At 55.0% G+C, this 22,276-nt stretch carries 20 protein-coding genes; 13 read left to right on the top strand and 7 right to left on the bottom strand.

Annotated features, from left to right (window positions below; all coding sequences use genetic code 11):
* Positions 1 to 145: 145 nt before the first annotated feature.
* From CZ787_RS18080 to glcD, 4 genes are read right to left on the bottom strand one after another with little or no spacing between them, the layout of a single operon-like run.
* Positions 146 to 547, bottom strand: a complete 402-nt coding sequence (locus CZ787_RS18080; protein WP_087111863.1) for a GlcG/HbpS family heme-binding protein — start codon at positions 545 to 547, stop codon at positions 146 to 148.
* A gap of 59 nt (positions 548 to 606) precedes the next feature.
* Positions 607 to 1,842 carry a glycolate oxidase subunit GlcF gene (glcF, locus tag CZ787_RS18085; RefSeq protein ID WP_087111865.1) on the bottom strand — a complete coding sequence of 412 codons (1,236 nt, stop codon included), beginning with the start codon at positions 1,840 to 1,842 and terminating at the stop codon, positions 607 to 609.
* Positions 1,843 to 1,856: 14 nt separating this feature from the next.
* Positions 1,857 to 2,957, bottom strand: a complete 1,101-nt coding sequence (glcE, locus tag CZ787_RS18090; protein ID WP_087111867.1) for a glycolate oxidase subunit GlcE — start codon at positions 2,955 to 2,957, stop codon at positions 1,857 to 1,859.
* Positions 2,958 to 2,974: 17 nt separating this feature from the next.
* On the bottom strand, positions 2,975 to 4,474 hold the full coding sequence (glcD, locus tag CZ787_RS18095; RefSeq protein ID WP_087111869.1) for a glycolate oxidase subunit GlcD: 1,500 nt from the start codon (positions 4,472 to 4,474) through the stop codon (positions 2,975 to 2,977).
* Positions 4,475 to 4,686: 212 nt separating this feature from the next.
* Here glcD and glcC point away from each other — a divergent pair, with 212 nt between their 5' ends.
* Positions 4,687 to 5,463 carry a transcriptional regulator GlcC gene (gene glcC, locus CZ787_RS18100; RefSeq protein ID WP_087111871.1) on the top strand — a complete coding sequence of 259 codons (777 nt, stop codon included), beginning with the start codon at positions 4,687 to 4,689 and terminating at the stop codon, positions 5,461 to 5,463.
* A 5-nt stretch (positions 5,464 to 5,468) separates the two neighbouring features.
* Here the strand turns inward: glcC and CZ787_RS18105 are convergent, their stop codons facing one another.
* The gene (locus CZ787_RS18105; RefSeq protein ID WP_087111873.1) at positions 5,469 to 6,161 is read right to left on the bottom strand and encodes a GntR family transcriptional regulator; all 693 of its coding nucleotides are present in this window, start codon (positions 6,159 to 6,161) and stop codon (positions 5,469 to 5,471) included.
* Between the two features lie 230 nt (positions 6,162 to 6,391).
* Here CZ787_RS18105 and CZ787_RS18110 point away from each other — a divergent pair, with 230 nt between their 5' ends.
* From CZ787_RS18110 to CZ787_RS18150, 9 genes are all read left to right on the top strand, one after another.
* On the top strand, positions 6,392 to 6,859 hold the full coding sequence (locus tag CZ787_RS18110) for a GlcG/HbpS family heme-binding protein (RefSeq protein ID WP_087111875.1): 468 nt from the start codon (positions 6,392 to 6,394) through the stop codon (positions 6,857 to 6,859).
* A gap of 302 nt (positions 6,860 to 7,161) precedes the next feature.
* Positions 7,162 to 8,139, top strand: a complete 978-nt coding sequence (locus CZ787_RS18115; RefSeq protein WP_087111877.1) for a TRAP transporter substrate-binding protein — start codon at positions 7,162 to 7,164, stop codon at positions 8,137 to 8,139.
* Between the two features lie 67 nt (positions 8,140 to 8,206).
* Entirely contained in the window at positions 8,207 to 8,767 is a 561-nt protein-coding gene (locus CZ787_RS18120) for a TRAP transporter small permease (protein WP_087111879.1), read from the top strand.
* Between the two features lie 9 nt (positions 8,768 to 8,776).
* Positions 8,777 to 10,060 carry a TRAP transporter large permease gene (locus CZ787_RS18125; protein ID WP_176372257.1) on the top strand — a complete coding sequence of 428 codons (1,284 nt, stop codon included), beginning with the start codon at positions 8,777 to 8,779 and terminating at the stop codon, positions 10,058 to 10,060.
* 11 nt (positions 10,061 to 10,071) lie between these two features.
* Positions 10,072 to 10,878: an enoyl-CoA hydratase gene (locus CZ787_RS18130; protein ID WP_087111881.1), complete on the top strand. Its 807-nt coding sequence runs from the start codon at positions 10,072 to 10,074 to the stop codon at positions 10,876 to 10,878.
* Between the two features lie 19 nt (positions 10,879 to 10,897).
* Complete coding sequence (locus CZ787_RS18135; RefSeq protein WP_087111883.1) at positions 10,898 to 12,085, top strand: CaiB/BaiF CoA transferase family protein; 1,188 nt, start codon at positions 10,898 to 10,900, stop codon at positions 12,083 to 12,085.
* A gap of 78 nt (positions 12,086 to 12,163) precedes the next feature.
* Positions 12,164 to 13,381 (top strand): pyridoxal-phosphate-dependent aminotransferase family protein, encoded by a 1,218-nt coding sequence (locus tag CZ787_RS18140; protein WP_087111885.1) that lies wholly within the window; start codon positions 12,164 to 12,166, stop codon positions 13,379 to 13,381.
* 16 nt (positions 13,382 to 13,397) lie between these two features.
* Positions 13,398 to 16,400: an FAD-binding and (Fe-S)-binding domain-containing protein gene (locus CZ787_RS18145; RefSeq protein WP_087111887.1), complete on the top strand. Its 3,003-nt coding sequence runs from the start codon at positions 13,398 to 13,400 to the stop codon at positions 16,398 to 16,400.
* Positions 16,401 to 16,428: 28 nt separating this feature from the next.
* The gene (locus CZ787_RS18150; RefSeq protein WP_087111889.1) at positions 16,429 to 16,953 is read left to right on the top strand and encodes a gamma carbonic anhydrase family protein; all 525 of its coding nucleotides are present in this window, start codon (positions 16,429 to 16,431) and stop codon (positions 16,951 to 16,953) included.
* Between the two features lie 150 nt (positions 16,954 to 17,103).
* Here CZ787_RS18150 and CZ787_RS18155 read toward each other — a convergent pair whose 3' ends face one another.
* A complete protein-coding gene (locus CZ787_RS18155) occupies positions 17,104 to 18,795 on the bottom strand; it encodes an L-lactate permease (RefSeq protein WP_087111891.1) in 1,692 nt (563 codons plus the stop codon).
* Between the two features lie 339 nt (positions 18,796 to 19,134).
* Here CZ787_RS18155 and CZ787_RS18160 point away from each other — a divergent pair, with 339 nt between their 5' ends.
* The 3 genes from CZ787_RS18160 (at position 19,135) to CZ787_RS18170 (ending at position 21,313) form a co-directional block, all read left to right on the top strand.
* Positions 19,135 to 19,830 carry a glutathione S-transferase family protein gene (locus tag CZ787_RS18160; protein WP_087112060.1) on the top strand — a complete coding sequence of 232 codons (696 nt, stop codon included), beginning with the start codon at positions 19,135 to 19,137 and terminating at the stop codon, positions 19,828 to 19,830.
* 198 nt (positions 19,831 to 20,028) lie between these two features.
* Positions 20,029 to 20,427 (top strand): phasin family protein, encoded by a 399-nt coding sequence (locus tag CZ787_RS18165; protein WP_087111893.1) that lies wholly within the window; start codon positions 20,029 to 20,031, stop codon positions 20,425 to 20,427.
* Between the two features lie 169 nt (positions 20,428 to 20,596).
* Entirely contained in the window at positions 20,597 to 21,313 is a 717-nt protein-coding gene (locus CZ787_RS18170) for a GntR family transcriptional regulator (protein WP_087111895.1), read from the top strand.
* 33 nt (positions 21,314 to 21,346) lie between these two features.
* Here CZ787_RS18170 and ilvY read toward each other — a convergent pair whose 3' ends face one another.
* A complete protein-coding gene (gene ilvY, locus CZ787_RS18175) occupies positions 21,347 to 22,225 on the bottom strand; it encodes an HTH-type transcriptional activator IlvY (protein ID WP_087112062.1) in 879 nt (292 codons plus the stop codon).
* Positions 22,226 to 22,276: the final 51 nt, after the last annotated feature.

The raw sequence follows: 22,276 nt of genomic DNA on the forward strand, positions 1-22,276 counted from the left end.
GAATGCCGGCCTGTCACGCCGGAGGTCGCGAGTTCGAGTCTCGTCCGGTCCGCCATTAAGCACCTTCGGTTTATACCGAACGAATTCTAAAACCCCGGATCATTGATCCGGGGTTTTTCGTATGTGCGCTGGTTGGTTACGCTAGTCAGGCAACCGCGCTAACACCTGCCTTGGCAATCTGGACATCCTGCTCAGGTTTTACACCGGAAATGCCTACCGCGCCGATCACTTGCCCATCGACGATCACCGGAACGCCACCTGACAATAAGCCAGGGAAGGGCGCGGAAACAAATGCAGTGCGGCCACCGTTAATCATCTCTTCAAACACCTGCGTTTCCTTGCGGCCAATAGCGGCATTACGCGCTTTATGAGAGGCGATTTCTGCGCTAAAGGGCGCGGCTCCATCCAGGCGGCGTAGCGCCAGTAGGTGGCCGCCATCGTCAGTGACCACAATCGTCACCGGCCAGCGGTTGTTGTCAGCTTCTTGTTGCGCAGCATCAAGTATCTTGTTGATATCGGTAAGCGTCAGTACGGCTTTGGTTTGCATAGCATTTCCTATTGGTTAGTTGATAAACAGTGCTTTAAAGAGTATCTGGTTAATGAATGTTATTGAGCGAGTGCGGCGTCTACCACTTCGACCCAGTGACGAACCGGCGTGCGGTTCGCGCCTGCCAGGTGCGTTTGGCAGCCAATATTAGCCGTTACAATAAGCTCAGGATTGCCTGCCTCCAGGGCATTGAGCTTATTGTCGCGCAGCTGTGTGGCCAGTTCCGGTTGGGTGACCGAGTAGGTGCCCGCTGAGCCGCAGCAGAGATGAGCATCCTGCACCGGGGTCAGCGTAAACCCTAACGTGGTTAATACGCCTTCAACCGCGCCGTTAAGCTTCTGGGCGTGTTGTAGTGTGCAAGGGCAGTGAAAGGCCAGCCGCTGAGTCTCTTTTACCTGAAGGGCGTCCAGGGGTTCCTCTTGAAGTATCTCAACAATGTCTTTTGCCAGCGCACTGACTCTCTGGGCTTTTTCAGCATAGCGCGGGTCATCCTTGAGCATATAGCCATACTCTTTGATAAATGCCCCGCAGCCACTGGCCGTTTGAACAATGGCTTCCGCTCCTTGCTCAATATGTGGCCACCAGGCATCAATGTTGGCGCGCATGCGTGCTCGGCCGTCGTCCTGGGCATTGAGGTGAAAGTCAATGGCCCCGCAGCAGCCAGCTTCTGTGACGGGCGTTAAGCTAATATCCAGTCGGTCCAGCAGCCGCGCTGTGGCGGCGTTGGTGTTGGGCGATAATCCAGGTTGTACACACCCCTCTAGCATCAGCATTTTCCGAGTATGCTGCGTACTGCCCGGCCGTTTGCCAGCATCAGCGGGCGCGGCTGGTATTTTATTGCGCAGCTTGCCTGGCACCAGCGGCATGAAGGTTTGGCCCAGTTTAAGCAGCGCCTTGAAGCGCGTTGGCTCCACCATCATTTTACGCAGCGCATAGCGCTGGGCACGCTCGGCTGGCGGGCGCGGTACTCGACGCTCAATTTCAGCGCGGCCGATATTTAACAGCTTGTGATACTCGACCCCGGAAGGGCAGGTCGTTTCACAGTTCTGGCAGGTTAGGCAGCGGTCCAGGTGCAGCCGGGTTTCTGCGGTGACCTGGTCATCGTCGTCGCGGCTTTCCAGCAGTTCCTTCATCAGGTAGATGCGCCCGCGGGGGCCGTCACGCTCATCGCCCAGCAACTGGTAAGTGGGGCAGGTTGCGTTACAGAAACCGCAGTGTACGCAAGTGCGAAAAATGCGCTCCGCCTCCTGAATATGCGGCTTTTGAAGATCCGCATCGGTAAAATGCGTTTGCATATCAGCTCTCCTGATTAAAGCGCCGCATAAAGACGACCGGGATTAAAAATAGCGTGAGTATCCAGCTCCGCTTTCAGCCTACGGTGATACTTTTCAACCACGCTGTTTAACGGCGTAAAGGGCTCAGCGGCTCCGCCTTGCGCCTGCGGGGTGTAGCAGGTAGCGTGCCCGCCTGCGGCCTGGCATGCCTTGCGTAACGTTGCTGCATCGAGGGTGGTTTTTACCCAGCGCTGGCTGCCGCCCCAGTCGTAAAAGATATCTTGCTGGGGAATATCCAATGCAAGCGGGGCAGTGTTCGGAGGGAGAGAAAGGCGCCACAGCGGTGGGTCATCGCGGCGCTTAAAGAAGTCATGGGTATGATCACGAAGCGAGGCCCAAAAGCTGGCCTCCAGTGGTTCGCCATCCAGGCGCTCACGGGTCGCTTTTACCGAGCTTTCGCCCCCCTCCAGGCGAATAAACAACTCGCCAGCGTGCCAGGCTGCGGCAGTGATGGGTAGCGGCTCGCGGCCAAGTGCAGCCAGTTTGTGTAAGGCCTCTTCAAGGCTTAGTGACAGGCGCAGACAGTGGCTTGCGGTGGGAACAGGCAGCACCTTAAAGGAGATATCGGCCAGCACGCCAAGCGTGCCTTGGGCACCGGTCATTAAGCGGGAAAGATCATACCCCGCCACGTTTTTCATCACCTCGCCACCAAAGCGCAGCAGTTTGCCCTCTTGGGTAATAATGCGTGTGCCGAGCACAAAGTCGCGTGCGGCACCCGCCCAGGGGCGCCGGGGGCCGGAAAGCCCGGTCGCCACGGCGCCCCCAATGGTGCTGCTCTCATCAAAAGAGGGCGGCTCAAAGGGGAGCATTTGATGGTGTTCGGCAAGCGCTGCCTGAAGCACGCTTAATCGAGTGCCCGCACGCACGGTGACCACCAGCTCTACCGGGTCGTAAGAGACGATACCGCTGTGCTCTGCCATGTGCAGCGGCTGGCCTTCCACTGGGCGGCCATAAAACGCGCGGGTGTTCCCCCCTGCAATACGCAGTGGCGTGCGCGTTTCACCCGCGTTACGCACCTGGTCACACAGATGCTCAGAGATATCGCGGTCTGCGGCGTTAATCGCTAGATCGGTCATGAGTGTTCCTTATGCCATCAAAACCGCGGAAGCTCCGGGTGCGGCAATTCATTGTTATGCACATGCATGGCGCCAAATTCGGCACAGCGAGCAAGCGTGGGGATGTTTTTGCCGGGGTTGAGCAGGCGCTTTGCATCAAACGCGGCTTTTAGCGCATGAAAAATGCGAATCTCATCGGCCTGGAACTGACTGCACATCTGATTGATTTTTTCGCGCCCCACGCCGTGCTCGCCGGTAATGGACCCGCCTGCTTCCACGCAAAGCTCCAGAATCTTGCCGCCAACGTCCTCGGCAAGCGCAAGCTGCCCCTCTTTGTTGGCATCAAACAGAATCAGCGGGTGCATGTTGCCATCGCCTGCGTGAAACACGTTGGCCACGGCCAGGCCACTCTGTTCAGAAAGTGCGGCGATCCCCTTGAGCACACGCGGCAATTCGCGGCGCGGGATCGTGCCGTCCATGCAGTAGTAGTCCGGCGACATACGACCAACCGCTGGGAAGGCATTTTTACGTCCGGCCCAAAACATGGCTCGCTCAGCCTCATCGCGGGCCTGCTGAATTTGCGTGGCGCCTGCCTTTTCGAGTACCCGACGTACCGTTTCACAGTCGTCATCTACATCTGCCTCAACGCCATCAAGCTCACAGAGCAAAATGGCTTCAGCATCCATGGGATAACCCGCTTTAACAAAATCTTCGGCCGCTTTAATGGCTAGCCTGTCCATCATTTCCAGCCCGCCTGGAATGATGCCTGCGGCAATAATATCGCCCACCGCTCGGCCCGCTTTTTCAATATCGTTGAAGCTTGCCATCAAGACCTTGGCGGTTTCTGGTTTGGGCAGCAGCTTGACGGTAATTTCAGTCACCACGCCGAGCATGCCCTCTGAACCATTCATCAGCGCCAGAAGATCAAACCCCGGCGCATCCAGCGACTCGGCGCCCAGCGTCATGTGCTCGCCTTCAATAGTAAGTACGTCAACACGAAGTACGTTATGCACCGTGAGCCCGTACTTTAAACAGTGCACGCCGCCTGCGTTTTCCGCCACGTTGCCGCCAATTGAGCAGGCGATTTGAGATGACGGGTCAGGGGCGTAGTAAAGCCCGTAAGGCGCGGCCGCTTCAGAAATAGCCAGGTTGCGTACCCCAGGCTGCACACGCGCCAGACGGGCGTCCGGGTCAACGCTTAAAATACGATTAAAACGCGACATTACCAGCAGCACACCTTGTTCAAGCGGAAGTGCGCCGCCGGAAAGGCCGGTGCCCGCACCGCGCGTCACTACGGGCACATCAAGTGCGTGGCAGCGCTTTAGCAGGGCTTCAACCTGCTCAAGGTTCTCAGGCAGCGCCACCAGCATGGGTAGCACCCGGTACGCCGCCAAGCCATCGCACTCAAAAGGGCGCAGGTCTTCTTCCCGGTGCAGCAGGGTCATGGTGGGTACCGCCTGCTGTATATCGCTTAAAACCTCGGCTTTATCGCGGTGGACAAGCTCGCCGTCAAGGCGCTCATCAAAGAGAATATTCATCACAACTTCTCTGGTTTTTTATCGTTAAAGGTAACCGCACGGTCAATTAGCTATGGCGTTAATCTGAGCTTTTTTTGTGCGGCTGTCCAGGGTGTGGTGCAATGGTCAGACCAGTAATTGGTCGATGTTGAAACGCGATGGCGCCTACTTGCCGATGAGTAAATCTCACCTTGCCATTGGCGACCAACCGACGCTTGGATGAGAGAAAACAGATGCCCTTTTCCAATCAAGAACCTGTGCTTGGCCTGCGTACGCCTGACCATGTTGCCGCCCGTTTGGAGCGCTTGATTCTGGATGGCGTCTTTCGGCCAGGCCAACTGCTGCCTTCTGAACGGCGCCTCTGCGAGCGGCTTAAAGTATCCAGAGCCTCGCTGCGTGAAGGCCTGCGCATTCTACGTAGCAGAGGCGTGATAGAAACTCGCCAAGGGCATGGCTCAACCGTGGCATCGCTTCTACCCATGCAGGATAAAAGTCCGTTGATGCACCTGTTCCATGATCATCCGCGCACGCTGTTTGATCTGCTCGAAGTGCGCGCCCTGCTGGAAGGAGAGTCGGCTTTTTTGGCGGCGACGAGAGGTACCTCCATGGACCGCGTGTTGATTACCCGGCGCTACCAGGAGCTGGCAGATTATGCCGAGCACGCCGAGAGCATTGATGTTGAGCGGCTGGCACGGCTTGACCACGCCTTTCATCTAGCAGTCTCCCAGGCATCGCACAACCCGGTGCTGGTACATACGCTGCAAAGCCTGACCGACCTGCTGCTAAGTTCGGTATTTGCCTCGGTTAAGCATCTTTACCACCGCGCGGGCCCGCGTGAAATGATCAACCGCCAGCATGCCCGGCTGCATGATGCGGTTGTCGCCGGCGACGCCGAACAGGCCAGGCAGGTGGCTCTGGAGCATCTCACCAGCATTACCGAGCTGCTACGGGAGCTGGAAGCAGAGAGCGAGCGCCTGGAGCGCTCAGCCATGCGTATGGAGCCGTGGTAGCACGCTTAAGCGTTAACAACACTATGCTCTTCAATGGGCGCTTCGTCTTCGATCACCCCAGCTAACGTCGCCACTTCAAGTTTATTGCACAGGTGGTCACGCAGAATCTGGCCGAGCAGCTGGCTATCGCGTTTTTCCAGGGCGTTGATCATGTTTTCATGATCCTTGACAGCCTGATCCCAAAACGCTTGGGTCATCTTTTTCGAGTAGCGCACACGCTTTACGCGTTGGCTAAGATTGCTGTACATCTCCTGAAGTACTTCGTTTTGAGACGCAGTCAAAATGCCTTCGTGGATTTGTCGGTTAAGCTCGAAATACGCTTTTAAATCATGTTGATGGTAGTGCTCAAGCATGTTGTTGTGCAGTGTGCGAATGGCAGCAATTTCTTTATCGGTGATATGTTGGCAAGCTAGTTCACCGGATAGGCCTTCCAGCGCCGCCATAAGATCGTAAGTGTCCTTGACCTTCTTGAAGGTTAAGCGAACCACCCGGGCGCCACGGTTGGGCAGCAGTTCAATCAAGCCTTCGGTCGCCAGTACCTTGAGTGCTTCTCTTAGGGGAGTACGCGAAACGCCAAATTTTTCACATAGCTGTTTTTCTGAGATCCGCTCGCCAGGCGACAGCTCGCCGTGCTCGATAAGATCGCCAATACGGTCGGCGACTTCGCGGTACAAATTGCGCTGCAGTATCTTCGTCATTGTTCTCTCCCTTCTCGGTCATCCACCTGGCGATCCTATCAAGCTTTGCATAGTGCTAATGTAATTTAGCCGACTTCCCGCTTGGTATAGTGGCGAGTCTGCGTATGATCTGTAAAAGTAATTATGAATTCAATATTAACTAAGTTGTAAAGAACCCTCCATTACGGGTACTCGCTTTCTCCTGTTATTAGGAGAACTTAGCAGTTAACAAGGATAACAAGGAGCAATCAATGGCAGGTAACGTATATCTCGCAAATGTGCAGCTGACCCGAGCCCAGGCTAGAGCAATGGTGGAAGGGGCGATTACCCAAGCCCGGGAAGCTGACCTTACGCCCTTAACCATCGTGGTGCTGGATGGTGGCGGCCACGTCGTGGTAGCTGAGCGCGAAGATGGGTGCGCGCCTTTGCGCTACCCCGTGGCGCAAGGTAAAGCCTATGCCGCGTTAGGTATTGGTGTCGCCAGCGGCGTAACAGGGGAGCGAAATCAAGAGCGGCCGGCCTTTCTTGCTAGCGTCGCTGCTGGCTCTCAAGGCCATTTTATTCCCGTGGCCGGTGGCGTACTCATTCTTGATGAACAGGACTGTGTGATTGGCGCAGTGGGCGTTAGCGGGGCATCGTCAAGCGAAGATCAGCAGGCCGCCATTGCCGGTATTGAGGCCGCAGGGCTCAAGTGGGGGCTTGAGCCTACGCCTGATTAACGCTGACCCTTGTAGTGTTATTAACAAAAGCGCCTTAACGGAGGCGCTTTTTTATAGCTAAAGATTTTTACGCTTATCGCCTATAGCTGATTGCTTGTAAATCAAGCAGCTGTGAAACGGATCTTACGATCAATACGAAAGTTTAATACCTAATTTTGAATTTTGAATTCAAATTGAATGAGTGCACAGCAGCGGTGTACGCGTCGTAAGGAAGCGACAACAGAATGAGCGTGTAAGGCTCATCGGGCCTTAAGCCCCGATGGCGACGATCCAACAACAATAAGTTTCTCTTGGAGTGCTCTATGAAATTTTTCAAAACAACGCTTTTGACCGTTGCCGTGGCGATTGGCTTACAGGCCTCTGCGGCGAGTGCCAATACGGAAGTGCGGCTGGGCCATGTGGGCGGCCCAGGCTCGCTGTTTGAAATTACCGCCAATCGCTTTGCCGAGCTTGCCAATGAACGCCTGGAAGGTGTAGCTGAAGTGAATGTGTACGGTAATAGCCAGTTGGGAAGCGACGAGTCGATGATGCGTCGCTTGCGATTGGGGTCGTTGGATTTATCGATTCCCTCAACGGTAATGAGCTCTGAATCCGATCAGTTCGCTTTATTTGAAATGCCCTACCTGATTAAAGACCGTGAGCACATGAAGCGGGTTCGCGATGAAGTCGTTCGTGGACCGCTTTATGAAGCAGCCGAGGCGCGCGGTTTTAAAATTATCGGCGTCTGGGAAAACGGTTTCCGTCAGATCACTAACAACGAAAGACCTATCGTCGTGCCAGAGGATCTTGACGGCATCAAGCTGCGCACGCCCAGCGGCGTATGGCGCATCGAAATGTTTAGAAGCTACGGTGCAGCCCCTTCTCCAATGTCGCTTTCTGAAGTATTCGTGGCGCTGCAAACCGGTGCAATGGATGGCCAGGAAAACCCCCTCATTCAAACCTACTCTTCGCGGTTTCAGGAAGTTCAGGACTATCTCTCCTTATCCAATCACGTCTATACGCCCGCTTATCTAACTGCGGGGGCCAGCTGGAATCGTCTGCCTGAAGACGTGCGCACAGTGCTTGAGGAAGTTGCTCTGGAAATGGAAGATTTCGCCCTCGCAGAGGGACAGCGCTTGGATGAAGAAACCTTGGAGAAAATGCGCGAAGAGGGTATGGAGGTCAATGAAGTCGACTTCGATGCCTTTGTGGAAGCTTCTCAGACCATTTACGACAAGTTCGCCAACGATGTCGAGGGTGGACAGGAACTTATCGATACGGTAGCTGGACTGCGCGACTAAACCAGGTAACCGTCTCTTCGAGGCGCAACACCTGCGTGCAGGGCGCCTCATCGTTCTGGAGGTTTCAATGGGTGCTTACACCAAGTTCAAGAACGCGTACTTTTCGTTTCTTGAAGCAATCGTGGTCATTCTGGTTATTGCTCTGGCCGGGGTCGTGACCATTGGGTTTATCTCGCGGTATCTCGGTTCTCCTCTGAGCTGGTACGACGAGCTGGCCGCTGTGCTGCTGGCGTGGGTGACGTATTACGGGACGGCGCTGGCGGCCGCTAAAGGGGCGCATATTACGTGCCCCAGCGTATTGAATATGTGCCCGCCCTCGATCCGGGTGCCGGTCGCGTTACTAGCAGAGGCAATCACCATCGGCTTTTTCGTATTTCTCGGTCTGGCCAGCTACCAGGTAATGCTGATCCTTGAGGGCGTCAATATGGTCAGTCTGCCGTCCATCTCCATGCAGCTTACCCAGTCGGCTATCCCCGTGGCCTCCGTACTGTTCATTATCGCTGAGCTGCTGCGCCTGCCCGAGGTGCTGAAAAGCGCCCGCGGCAAAGGGTTTATCGATCATGAACTGGAAGAAGCCGGTATCGATGCCGAAGAGGTTGAAGCTGTCAGCACTCATCAGCGAGGGTAGGTAACCAGCATGACCATACTTTATATATTTCTCGCATTGATCGTGCTGATTCTGATCAATGTGCCGGTGGCGGTTGCCTTGGCGTTAGTCGGCACCATTGCCACCTTTATGACTTACGGCAGCATGGCGATGCCGACGGTCGGCATGACCATGTTTGAGGGGGCCACGAATTTCCCCCTGATAGCCATTCCACTGTTCATTCTCGCCGGCGCGATCATGAATGCCTCCAGTATCTCCCGGCGTTTGATCGATTTGGCCATGGCCATGGTCGGGTTTATCAAGGGCGGGCTTTCCATGGTGACCATCGGGGCCTCGGTGTTTTTCGCTGAAATATCCGGCTCATCAGTGGCAGGCGTATCGGCGATCGGCAGTATCCTGATTCCGGCCATGCGTAAAAAAGGCTACTCGAAAGAGTTTGCCGCTTCCATCTCTTCATCTGCGGCCAGCTTGGCAATCATTTTGCCGCCTTCGATTCCCATGATTCTGTACGCCGTTATGTCCGGCGAGTCCGTGGTACAGATGTTTGTGGCAGGTATTTTTCCGGGCCTATTGGGCGCCATGGGGTTAGCCGCCATGTGCTACTACCTAGCCCGAAAGTATAACTTTCCGTCTGAGGGGCGTTTTCAGGTCTCCAATCTGTGGAAAGCCTTCAAGGAAGCGATCTGGGCGCTGCTGATCCCGGTGATTATCCTGGGCGGTATCTTTGGCGGTTTTGTGACGGCAACTGAAGGCGCGGCTCTTGCCGTCTGCGTGGCAATCTTCATCAGTGCGGTGGTGTATCGCGAGTTTACGATCAAGAATTTTATCGACTCGTGCAAGAGCGCTGGTGTGCAAACGGCGGTGGTGATGCTGCTGGTCGCGGCTTCTGCGGTGGTGGGCAGCTATCTCACCGAGACCCGCGTGCCCCAGGAAATTGCCATGCAGATCAGTGACCTGACGGATAACAAATACGTCATTCTGGCCCTTTTGAATGTCATCTTCTTGATTTTGGGGATCTTCCTGCACTCGGCAGCGGCGATCATTCTGGTCGTGCCTATCGTGCTGCCGTTGGTTCTGGAAGTGGGCATCGATCCGCTGCACTTTGGTTTGATTGTCACGCTGAACTTGGCGATCGGCCAGCAAACACCACCCGTGGCAAGTGTACTGATAGCTTCCTGCTCGATTGCCAAATCGGATATCTGGGCGACGTCCAAAACCAACCTGTGGTTTATCGCCGTGCTGTTCACGATTTTGATGATCAACACCTACATCCCCGCGTTTGCACTGGCGCTGGTTAACTTTATCTACGGCTAAGGGAGTCATTTATGAAAGATTCACATGATTCACCGCTAACCGACAGCGTGCAGTTTGAAATTTGTGACGGTGTTGCCTGGGTCGGTTTTAACCGCCCGCAAAGCCGCAATGCGATGACCTGGGAGATGTATAACGCCCTGGAGCACTACTGCGATGTTCTGGTGGATGATGACGAGGTTCACGCCGTGGTGCTTCACGGGGTAGGCGGCGAGGCATTCGTGGCAGGTACGGATATCACCCAGTTTGCCAACTTCTCGGAGCCTGACGATGCCATCGGCTATGAACGCCGGATCGATCAGGTGGTGGGAAAACTTGAGCGCTTTCCCAAGCCGACCCTGGCGCTGATTGAAGGCGCCTGTGTGGGCGGCGGCGCAGCACTCGCTCTGGTATGTGACTTCCGCTACGCCACCTCCACTATGAAATTTGGGGTACCCATCGCCAAGACGCTGGGCAATACGCTGTCGATCAGTAACGTATCGCGCCTGATCGACATGGTCGGCGTGGCCCGCACCAAGGAAGTGTTAATGATGGCGCGGCTATTTAGCGCTGAAGAGGCACAAGCCGCCGGGCTTGTGAACCGCATCTTTGATGCCGACACCATTTACGCCGACGTCGCCAAGCTCGCAGCAGACTTTGCCAAGCGGGCGCCGCTTACCCTGCAGGCCAGCAAAGCATTGATCAATCGAGCGCTTGAGCAACGCAGACTTGAAGCGGATGCCAGCGATGACTGGGTAACAACCTGCTATATGAGCCGCGACTTTGCCGCTGCCGTGGATAAGTTCGTCAATAAAACGTCGTTTGAGTGGACGGGCCGCTAAACACATAGGAGGAGGGCGTATGCTTCCCTTACAAAATATAAAAGTGCTGGACGTCTCCCAAATCATGGCAGGGCCCTACTGCACCATGGTGCTGGCTGATATGGGCGCTGAAGTCATCAAGGTTGAAAAGCTTAATGGCGGCGATGATAGCCGCCAGATGGGACCTTATGTGAATGGGGAATCCACCTGCTTTTCGCAGATTAACCGCAATAAGAAGAGCATTTCACTCAATCTCAAGGATGAACGGGCAAGGCAGATATTCTATCGCTTGGCGAGTGATGCCGATGTCATCGTCGAGAACTACCGGCCAGGCGTTACTAAATCGCTGGCAATCGATTACGACACCATCAAAGCCATCAATCCCGGTATCGTTTACTGCTCAATTTCAGGTTATGGCCAGACCGGTCCCTACAGTCATAAAGGCGGGTTCGACCTAGTGGCCCAAGGCATGACTGGGTTGATGTCGATGACCGGCGAGCAGGGCAGACGTCCGCTGAAAACCGGCATTGCCGTTTACGATATCGGGGCGGGCATCACTGCGGTTTACTCAATACTCGCGGCGCATATTCATAAGATGACCACCGGCGAAGGCCAGCATATTGATATTGCGATTACCGAATGCGGCCTGCCCTGGTTTACCTGGGAAGCAGCGGCGTACTTTGCCGAAGGCACTGTGCCGGGCCCCACGGGGTGGCGCCATCGGGTATCGGCACCTTATCAGGCGGTCAAAGCACGCGACGGGTATTTGATGTTGGGCTGCGCCAACCAGCGCACCTGGGAGCGGTTTTGTCGCGACGTATTAAAGCGTGAAGCCTTGATGGAAGACTCGCGCTTTCTCACTAACCACGACCGTGGCCAGCATGTTGATGAGCTTGAAGCGCTGCTGGAAGAACTAATGGCCGAGGCAGGCGTGGATGAGTGGTTAACGCTCTGCGATAGCGCGGGCGTGCCTGCCGGGCCTATCAATAATTTCGCTGACGCCATGGCCGATGAGCACTATCTGGCTCGCGGCATGGTGGAAGAGATGGAGCACCCGGTAATGGGAAAAATGAAAACCATCGGCTTTCCCAGCAAGTTCTCCCTGACGCCTTCGACAATACGTAGCGCGGCGCCGCTGTTTGCGCAGCATACCGATGAAGTGCTTGAAGGATTGGGTTTTGCTAATGACGAACTAAGCCACTTGCGGGCTGAAGGCTGCATCAAATAGGTTTTTTTAAAGCCAATAATTGAATTCATTATCCATTTTTCAGGTTTTAACCGGCAACAATAACAAGAGGTAACCACCATGCTAAAACTCGACTTTCACCCATCCGGCCGTCATTTCCTGCAGATCCCTGGCCCCTCACCGGTGCCAGACCGCATATTGCGTGCGATGAGCCTGCCCACCATTGACCACCGTGGGCCTGAATTTGGCGCCCTGGGGTTGGAACTACTGGCCAAGGTAAAAAAAGTCTTCAAAACAGAGCACCCGGTGATTATTTATCCGGCCTCGGGTACCGGCGCCTGGGAGGCGGCACTCGCTAATACGATGTCGCCGGGCGATCAGGTGCTGATGTTTGAGACCGGCCACTTTGCCACGCTTTGGCAGAAAATGGCGCTGCGTCTTGATCTGAAGCCTGAGTTTATCGGCCTGCCGGGTTATGAGGGCTGGCGCCAGGGCGTTCAGGCCGACATGATCCAAGAACGGCTCAACAACGACCCCGAACACGCCATTAAAGCGGTGTGTGTGGTGCATAACGAAACCTCAACCGGGGTGACCAGCGATATCGCAGCGGTGCGTAAGGCCATTGATGCCACCGGACACCCGGCGCTGTTAATCGTGGACACCATTTCCGGCCTTGCCAGCGCCGACTATCGCCACGATGAGTGGGGTGTGGATGTCACCGTGTCCGGTTCACAAAAGGGGTTGATGCTGCCGCCGGGGATTAGCTTTAACGCACTTTCTCCCAAGGCGATCGAGGTTAGCCGGGAGGCCAAGCTTCCCAGAAGCTTCTGGGCGTGGGATGAGATTCTGGAAGCCAACCAGAAGGGGTATTGGCCATATACGCCCAGCACTAATCTGCTGTATGGCCTCAATGAAGCGCTGGATATGCTGCTGGATGAAGGTATCGACCACGTGCTGGCGCGTCATCAGCGCTGGGCCGCTGGCGTGCGTACGGCGGTCGAGGCCTGGGGGCTGGAAGTGCAGTGTCAGGACCCCGCGATTTACTCCCCTGTGCTCACGGGTGTGGTGATGCCTGAGGGGGTGGATGCCGATGAGATTCGCAAGATTATCTACGAGCGCTTTGATCTATCGCTAGGCATGGGGCTCGGCAAGGCCAAGGGCAAGATGTTCCGCATCGGCCACTTGGGAGATTGTAACGACCTTACCCTGATTGCCACGCTGGGCGGCTGTGAGGCCGGGATGAAGCTTGCAGGCGTCAACTTGCAGGGCAGTGGCGTCACCGCCGCTCTGGACTACTTTGCCAACAATCCGCTTAGCACAGGCACTTCAGAGCGTTAATGATGGGGAGAGTCACATGACATCACTGACGAAACAGCCCCAATTTCGCGATGCCAGAATCAAACCCGTGGGGGAGCTGGCGGCGCGCTTAAGCCGGGAAATGGCAGGCGACGTGTTGTTTGATCAGGAAACGCGGGGGCGCTATGCCACCGATGCCTCGATCTATCAGATCACGCCGGTGGGGGTGGTGATCCCCCGCCACCAGGAGGACCTCAAGATCGCGCTGGATATCGCCCGTGATGCCCGTGTGCCGGTGCTGGCGCGCGGTGCGGGCACCAGCCAGTGCGGCCAGACGGTCGGCGAGGCGCTGGTCATCGACACCACGCGCTGGCTCAACCAGGTCATCGAATTCGATGCTGAAGCGCAGACGGTGGTGGTAGAGCCGGGCATGGTGCTTGATCACCTCAATGCCTGGTTAAAGCCTTACGGGCTCTGGTATCCGGTGGATGTTTCGACCAGCGCCCAATGCACCATTGGCGGCATGGCAGGCAATAATTCCTGCGGGTCGCGCTCGATCTACTACGGCAATATGGTGCATAACGTAGTGGGCATCGATGCCATACTCGCCGATGGCTTTGAAGCACGGTTTAGCTTTGTGGATAGCCTTGCCGAAGGCTCGCGGGAGCAGCAGCTCGCCCGACAGGTCAAGGCGATTGCCGAGCGGGTCAGCCCAGAGATTCGGGAGCATTTTCCTAAAGTGCTGCGCCGTGTCGGGGGCTATAACCTGGATCTGTTCGACTGCCAGAACTCCATACCTTATGACCCCGAGGGCCGGGCGAATTTAGCCCACCTGCTGATTGGCTCGGAAGGCACACTTGGGGTAAGCAAGCGCATCAAGCTGCGGCTTTCTCCGCTACCCAGCCAAAAGGTGCTGGGCGTGGTGAATTTTCCAACGTTCTATCAGGCGATGGATTTAACCCAGCATATCGTCAAGCTCGGCCCCATGGCGGTCGAGCTGGTCGATAGAACCATGATCGAGCTTGCCCTTGAAAACCCGGCGTTTCGCCCGGTGATTGAAAAAGCCCTGATCGGCAAGCCTGAAGCCATTTTGCTGGTGGAGTTTGCAGGTCAAGATCACGCCGAGCAGCTGGCGGCGCTGAGTGAGCTTAACGAGCTGATGGGCGATTTGGGTCTGCCGGGCAGCGTGGTGAATATGCCTGAAGCAAAAGAGCAGAAAGCGCTTTGGGATGTCCGCAAGGCGGGGCTCAATATCATGATGAGTATGAAAGGCGACGGCAAGCCTGTCTCTTTTATTGAAGACTGCGCCGTGCCCCTTGAACATCTTGCCGAATACACCACTAAACTCACTGATGTGTTCAATCGCTACGGCACGGAAGGTACGTGGTATGCGCATGCTGGCGTGGGTACGCTGCATGTGCGGCCCATTCTGGACATGCGCCGTGATGGCGCTGAAAAGATGCGTGAAATTGCCGAACTGGCTTCCTCGCTGGTGCGTGAATATAAAGGCGCTTACTCCGGTGAGCACGGTGACGGCATTTGCCGCGGCGAGTGGGTCGCCTGGCAGTTTGGCAATACGCTAAACAACGCCTTTCGTGAGATCAAGCAACTGTTTGACCCGGATAATCTGTTTAACCCCGGCAAGATCGTCGACACCCCTAAAATGGATGACGAACGCTATTTCCGGTTCCCCAAATCGTATCAGACGATTCCACTAACCCCGGTGTTTGACTGGTCTGCCTGGAACGTAAAGCGCGACCCGTTAACCGGCGAGCAGACGCCGCCCGGCACCGCAGGCGATCCTACCCACGGGCTCGCCATGGCGGTCGAGATGTGCAACAACAACGGCCACTGCCGCAAGTTCGATGCGGGTACCATGTGCCCAAGCTTTCGAGCGACCAAGGATGAGCAGCATTTAACTCGGGGGCGAGCCAATACGCTGCGTCTGGTACTCTCGGGCCAGCTTGGCGATGAGGGGCTGGCCAGCGACGCTGTTAAAGAAGCGCTCGACCTGTGCGTTTCCTGCAAAGGCTGTAAACGTGAATGCCCGACCGGCGTGGATATGGCCAAGTTCAAGATTGAAGCGCGTGCCGCGCGCACCAAAGCAAAAGGGCTGTCACTGCGTGACCGCATGGTCGGTGAAATGCCACGCTATGCGCCGTGGGCGAGCCGCTTTTCTGGGGTGATGAACTATGTGGAGCGCACGCCGTTTCTAGCCAATCGAGTCAAAAAGGCGCTCAATCTTGCCCCGGAACGGGCACTGCCTGCCTTCAAGGGCAACTTCCTGGCAGGCAACCATAACGCGGGCAGTAGCGAAGTCGCTGAGCGTGAGGTGCTGCTGTTTGTCGATACCTTCAATAATTATATGGAAGGAGACAACGCCAAAGCTGCTAAGCGCGTGCTGGAAGCCGCCGAGTATCGGGTGCACCTCAACGTCACCAAAGGCCAGCGGCCGCTGTGCTGCGGGCGTACTTACCTATCATCCGGCCAGTTCGAGAAAGCCAAGGCAGAAGCCAGGCGAACGCTGGATCACTTGATGCCGTTTGTGGATCGCGGCGTGGCGGTCGTGGGGCTTGAGCCATCGTGCCTTTTAAGCATGCGCGATGAATTTCTGCAGTATGGTTTTGGTGAACAAGCCCGAGCACTCGCCGAATCGGCGTATCTATTCGAAGAGTTTCTGGTGACTGCCCATGAGGCCGGACAGCTGCCGCTGGCACTTAAACATTCAGGCTACAAGCAGGCCCTGCTTCATGGCCACTGTCATCAAAAAGCTTTTGATGCGCTACGTCCGGTCGAGCAGGTACTACGCTGGGTGCCGGGGCTTGAGGTTAAAACCATCGAATCTTCCTGCTGCGGTATGGCGGGTAGCTTTGGCTATGAAGCCGAGCATTACGAAGCCTCGCTTAAAATGGCTGAGCTTTCGCTTCTGCCGGCTATCCGCAAGGCTGAAGACGATGCTGTCCTGGTTGCCGATGGCACCAGCTGCCGCCACCAGATTAAGGATGGCAGTGGCCGAGATGCGATTCATGTTGCCTGCCTGCTGGAACAGGCGCTAGCCTAGGCGATGACAATAATCAAAGGAGAGCGGTGTGGCTATTTACCAGTTCGGTGAGCATCAGCCTGATATTCATGACGACGTGTACGTTGCTGAAACCGCAGACGTGATAGGGCAGGTAACCTTAAAAGCGCGCTCCAGCGTCTGGTATCAAGCGGTGTTGCGCGGAGACAGCGATCTTTTGGAAATAGGCGAAGAGAGCAATATTCAGGATAGCGCCGTACTGCATGCCGACCCAGGGTATCCGCTCAAAGTGGGGCGCGGTGTCACGGTTGGCCACCAAGCCATGCTGCATGGTTGTACCGTAGGCGATGGCTGTTTGATCGGTATTCAAGCCGTGGTGCTTAACGGCGCTGTGATCGGTGAAAATAGCCTGGTAGGTGCGGGGGCATTTATTAAAGAGGGCGCTGTATTTCCGCCCAACTCGCTGATTGTGGGCTCACCTGCGCGGGTAGTACGCACGCTTTCTCCTGATGCCATAGAAGGGCTTAAGCTAAACGCGCAAAGCTATGTCATACGCGGCCAGCAGCATGCAACCTCGCTAAAACGCATCGATTAGCACATCAACTATTACATTAGCGATCACATCAACTATCACATCAACGAATACGCGGCTTTTTAACGACTTTCCTTTCGCGTACTTTTCTTTAAAGCACGATACCCCAAGGCAGGCTTGGGGTGTCGTAAATAGTGAAGCTAATCAGATGTTCTACATAAGTGGGTCCGTAACGCCAAGCACATAGAACGCTACCATCGCAATAATACCCGCGAAGACAAGATAGTAGATGGTGGGAATAATGGTTTTACGAATGGTCGTACCTTCACGGCCCAGCAGGCCAACGGTCGCAGAAGCCGCCACAACGTTGTGAATCGCAATCATGTTACCCGCAGCGGCACCGACTGCCTGCAGGGCCACCATCATGGCGGTTGAAACGCCCAGCGTTTGGGCGACGTTAAATTGAAACTCTGCCAGCATCAGGTTAGAAACCGTATTGGAACCTGCAATAAAGGCACCCATGGCGCCCACTGTGGGGGCGAAGAAGGGATAAATGTTGCCCATGCCATGAGCAACTGCCTGCGCCATCATTACCGGCATTGACACCAGATCCGCCCCATTAACCCCTGAATTGATCAAAATACGTACCATGGGTACGGTGAAAATCAATACAAAGCCCGCGCCCAATATCGTTTTGGTTGACTCTGATACCGCCGCGCTTATTTTGCTCGGGTTCATCCTGTGCAGGAAGTAGGTAACGATCACCACCGCCATAATAATCCCACCCGGTAGATAAAGTGGCTGTACACCACCACTAACGCCCGTCTCGCCTAGAATATTGTTCCAGTCCAAGCTGATAGAAGTGAGTGCCACCCGCAGCGGTTCAATGGTTCGTGAAGCTACCAGGAACAGCGCCAGCAATACATAGGGAACCCAACCCATAAAAGTAGACATCGGGGCCTTTCCGGCGACATCTTCAAGCTTGATTTGCAGGTTGCCAATCCACTCATCCGGCCAAGAGGTTGATTCCGGAAAGTCCCAGGTATCTTTGGGAAGCAAAAAGCCTTTACGCGCTGCCGGTACAACAATTGCCAAGCCGACCATGGCACCAATCATGGAGGGAAATTCCGGGCCCAGGAAAACGCCCACCAGCATATAAGGAATCACAAACGAAATGCCGGTGAAAAGGGCAAACGGTACAATCGAAAGCCCCTCTTTCCAGGAGCGGTTGGCGCCGAAGAAACGCACCATCACCAGTACCAAAATCAGCGGCATGCAGATGCCGATGATGCCATGCGTAATAGCCACTTCGCTGGTGATCAGTTGGAAAAATGTGCCCCAAGTGGAGCCATCCGCTTCCAATTGTGCCGTTATGCCCGCGCGGTCCAGCCCGCTGCCCACGCCCACGATAATAGGCGTGCCCACGGCGCCGAACGACACCGGGGTAGATTGGATCATCATGCCCACCACGACAGCGGCAAGTGCCGGGAAGCCCAAGGCAACCATTAGCGGTGCGGCCACGGCAGCGGGAGTGCCGAAGCCAGAAGCGCCTTCAATAAAGCAACCAAACAGCCAGGCAACGATCAGTGCCTGAACGCGACGGTCCGGACTGATGCCTGAAAAACCATTGCGAATAGCGGTAATGCCCCCTGAATGCTTCAAGGTATTGAGCAGCAAAATGGCGCCAAAAATAATCCACAGCAGGCCTGCTGTTTGTATAAGGCCTTGGATAGTCGAGGCGGCCACGCGGCTAAATGACATATCCCAGGCAGTCAGTCCAATGGTGGCTGCGGTGAGGAATACAATCGGCATCGCTATTTTGGCCGGTATTTTAAAACCAACGAGTAAAATACCTGCCAGCAGTAACGGCAAAAAAGCCAGAAGAGCAAGTGTTGTTTCGTTCATGGGAGAGACGCCTTGTTATTTATTGATATCCCGCAATCGTTGTCTATCGTTTTAAGTACTAATGAGAAAGATACGGCTCAGCACAGGAAATAACACTATTGAAACGTTGATCTTGTCAGAAAACGCGTTGTTTAGGGGCAGCATAATGCTGCGGGGTAATCATCAAGTGATTGTTTCATTGTGGTTATTAAGGAGTTTCAAGCATTGTTGGAAGAGAGCGTCATTAGACTAAAAGAGAGTGCAGGGGCTCTCTACTTCTCCAGACAGTGCTTTAAACTCAATGGCGATGAATGCGCCATTTTTGAATTTCCTCTTTTCATTAACGGTAAGGGCAAAAAGATGACACGTACGCTCTATGACCTGTGTGGCCGTGACGAACGACTGCGTTTTTCTCCCTATTGCTGGCGCGTGCGCATGGCGCTGGCTCATAAGGGGCTGGCCTATAACACCATCGCTTGGCGATTTGAGGACAAGCAGGCGCTGGCATTCGCTGACTATGATAAAGTCCCGGTGCTGTGTGATGGGGATCAGGTCATTACCGATAGTTTTAAGATAATGCGCTACCTGGATAAAGCCTATCCCGACGCCCCTGTATTGGGTGAAGGAACGGCATACCAACGCGCGCTGTTTTTTAAATACTATGTCGAGCGCAGCGTAACGCCCTCCCTGTTTCGTAGCGTTGCACTGGATTTATTGGCCGCCATTCATCCCGATGACCGTGATTACTTTCGTAAAACCCGCGAAGCGCGCTTTGGGGCACGCCTGGAAGAAGTGCATAACCCCGAACAGGGCAAGCAGCAGCTTTACCAAGTGCTGGCGCCGGTACGTGAGCAGTTACATGGCAGCCCTTTTCTGGATGGCGAAACACCCAGCGGTATCGATTACTTACTGTTTGGAAGCATGATGTGGACCCACACCGTCTCGCTTGAGCCGTTGACCGAATCCGATGATCCGGTCTCTGAGTGGTTTACGCGTATGCTGGATGCTCATAATGGGATTGCGCGCCAGGCAATCACGATTCGTGATTTAAATTAAAAATCGAATAAACTGCTGATTAAAAAGCGCCTTGAGAGCAGTACGTGGCGTGCAGCGCACGGGAATATAAAAAACCATGTTGCGCTGCACAAAAAGCACTGCTAGGTTTACGTTCAGCAGCGGCAAATGCCAACGCAATAGCAGCGCCTCCACGACTAATGGGCGGCGGCCTGCTAGCTAACTCAAGGAGATGTCGTGATGATGAAGACTGCAGAGAATAACACCCAACAGTTCGAGTCTGCCTTTGTATCACCTATGCGTTCTTACACGCATGCAGCGCTTGATTACTATGAAAAGCTGATGGGTGCTCAACTTGATGCTGCCCGCGCTTACTCAGATATGACCATTTCCCAAGCACGCACTTGGCTGGATGTTAAAGATGCTGATGGTTTTAAGAAAGCCATGGAAAGCCAGCAGCGCGTTGCAAGTGACTTCATGGAGCGGGTGAAAGGGGATTCTGAAAAAGTAACCTCTATCAGCCAGAGCTTTATGCAGGACAGCGCCAAAATGGCCGAAGAAAATGCCCAGAAGGCGAGCAATGCCACGCAGAAAGCGGCTGATAACGTTCAGAAGTCAGCAGAGTCGGCAAAAAAGTAAATCCCTGTTAAGCCATTCACATGGCGATGAAAGCGCTGCGATCCTCTGGACGCAGCGCTTTTTTTATTGCTCATCATTAGCCAAACGTCATGTAATATCGCCCACCCAAGCGAGGCCAAGCGCGATATCATGACGCGATGCAAACGTAAGGAGGCGATAGGAGAGCCACATGAGTGATGCGCAGGCGACCGCGAAGCGGGTTGCTCCAGAAAAAGAGGGCGATGAACGTCACGATGCTATATATCGTGCGGTAAGCGATGCGATTGTTGAACAGCGCCTAAAGCCCGGTGCCAGGCTGCGTGAAGATGCGCTTGCCGACGTGTTTAGCATTAGCCGTACCGGCATACGCAAGATTTTACAGCGTCTTGCGCTGGAGCAATTGGTAACCCTAACGCCCCGCCGCGGTGCCAGTGTTACCCGACCCACCGCCGATGAAGCCAAGGATGTTTTCGATGCCCGGCAGCTTGTCGAGTGCGGATTAATGCCCGATGTGGCAAAGCGAATCGGTGAAAAAGAAGCTGCTGAACTGCGCGAGATGGCCCGCGAGGAGCGTCACGCACTGCGCAGTGGTCAACAGAGCACCGCCATTCGCCTGTCAGCGGATTTTCATGTGCGCCTCGCCCAGCTTTCCGGCAATGCCACGCTTGCCGAATTTGTAGAACGCCTCTGCTCGCGCTCATCGCTTATTCTTGCGGTATACGGCCACCGTGGTCACCTGGGCTGCGAATCCCACGACCATGATGACCTGATCGGCTATCTGGAATCCGGCAACGGTGAGCGCGCCAAAGCCTTTATGAGCCGCCACCTAAAAGCGATTGAAGCCTCGCTCTCCATGGTCGAAGAAGAGGAGAGCGCCCCGGATCTACAGCAGATATTTGGGGACTGAGGCGAGCTTAATCGCTAAAGCCGCGTGTGGAGCTTACATCAAGCTCCAGAACGCTTCGACCAGCGGGTTTTTCAGGTTCTTCTTCAGGGTAAACAAGCCAATATCGTAGGGCGCTAGTTCCGGCGCCACGTCGAGTACTCGAATGCGACCCACCAATGGGCTGTTGTCGAGGACGATTTTAGGCACCACGCCAATGCCAAAGCCCAGGCTCACCATGCTGACAATGGCTTCATTACCGGTGACCTGGGCATAAATACGTGGCGAGATGTCCAGCTTGCGAAACCACTCATCTACACGCGCTCTGGAGACGCCGCTTTCCGATAGAATCATGGGAGTGTTCGCCCATTCTGCCGGTGTGATCGGTGTCCCGGTTGGCGCATTCGGCACTTGCTGTTCCAGCGGGGCAATAAACAGCAACGGCGACGTAGCGATGGGCTTAAAGGCCAGACCCCGCGGTAGATGGGCAGGCTTTGCTGCAATGCTAAGGTCTTCTTTACCATCCAGCACGTGCGCAATGGCGTGTTCCGGGTCGCCTGTGCGCAGCTTGATTTCAATGGCCGGGTAGGCGATACGAAAGCGGCGAAGCAGCTCGTGCAAAAAGCTGTAGCTTGCCGTCACCGAGCCATACAAACTGATTTCACCGCTTAATTGGTCAAGATTGTCGGTTAACTCATGGCGGATCAAATTCCATTGGCTGCTGGCATCGCGGGCATACGTGAGGAATTTTTGCCCTTCCTGAGTCAACACCACGGTCCGGTTGTCGCGGTTAAACAGCGACACGCCCAGTTCGTCTTCCAAGTGGCGGATGTTGCGCGAAAGCGCAGAAATGCTGACGTAGCACTCGTCGCTTGCACGGCCGAAATGCAGCGTTTCGGCCAGCGCGAGAAATTGTTTTAAAAGTTTAAAGTTCATAAGCGCCATGATAATAGCGTTTTGTGAAAATAGGGACGTGTTGTTGCAAAT

The sequence above is a fragment of the Halomonas citrativorans genome (genome assembly GCF_900163645.1).
GTDB classification, from domain to species: Bacteria; Pseudomonadota; Gammaproteobacteria; order Pseudomonadales; family Halomonadaceae; genus Vreelandella; species Vreelandella citrativorans.